This is a genomic window from Selenomonas sp. oral taxon 892 str. F0426 (genome assembly GCF_000468035.1).
Classification (GTDB): Bacteria; Bacillota; Negativicutes; order Selenomonadales; family Selenomonadaceae; genus Centipeda.
This window is the reverse complement of record NZ_KI260550.1, coordinates 1-669: the sequence shown is the minus strand read 5'-3', so window position 1 is coordinate 669 and position 669 is coordinate 1. Positions and strand designations below refer to the sequence as shown.

1 protein-coding gene is annotated in these 669 nt (G+C 49.0%); it reads left to right on the top strand.

Annotation, left to right across the window (positions count from 1 at the left end; translation table 11 throughout):
* Positions 1-569 (top strand): LysR family transcriptional regulator substrate-binding protein (locus tag HMPREF1992_RS10895; RefSeq protein WP_021685973.1); only part of this gene is annotated, 569 nt, incomplete at its 5' end.
* Between the last annotated feature and the right edge of the window lie 100 nt (positions 570-669).

The window sequence follows — 669 nt, the reverse complement described above, 5'->3', positions numbered from 1 at the left end:
CTCATCCGAGCATTATTCTGAGCATTGTCGATACAACAGACGACGATGCAATGGAGGGACTTCTAACAAAGCGATCTCATTTTTCCATTGTCACCGCCCCTTTTGATCAGACACGCTTTCAAGGGGACGTACTCTTTTTCTCCCGCTACTGTGCTCGTCTCTCTGCGCATCATCCCTTGGCAGAAAAGAGCCGTATCACCTACACAGATCTCGACGGGCAAATGATCATCAGTAAAGGACGCGCCTATCACTGTTTCCGTCACAATATCGACAAACACATCCTCCTGCCAGGTCTCAAAATCGAGATTCTAGCCGAAACTGCCGATGAATCCCTCATTGTTGATCTGCTGCGTCATAATCCTGCGATCAATCTCGGCTACGACTACGCAGCCGTCATGAACAGACAGCCAGACATTGTCATGCGAGAACTTGGCGACGGAAAAGATATGGGGCAGGAGGTATGCCTCATACAGAACAAGACCGTCATCCTCACCGAAGCGGCGCGTACATTCCGTCAATTCCTCTTGGATTGGCTGAAAAAAACGAGAAAGGATCGTATCATATGGTAACTGATGAACAGAACCATTCTATTGCTATGGGGGTCGCCCTCATGTGCCTTTACAATGGTTTCATAGGGGAGAAGTCGGTCACTCATGGGGCAACACCTCC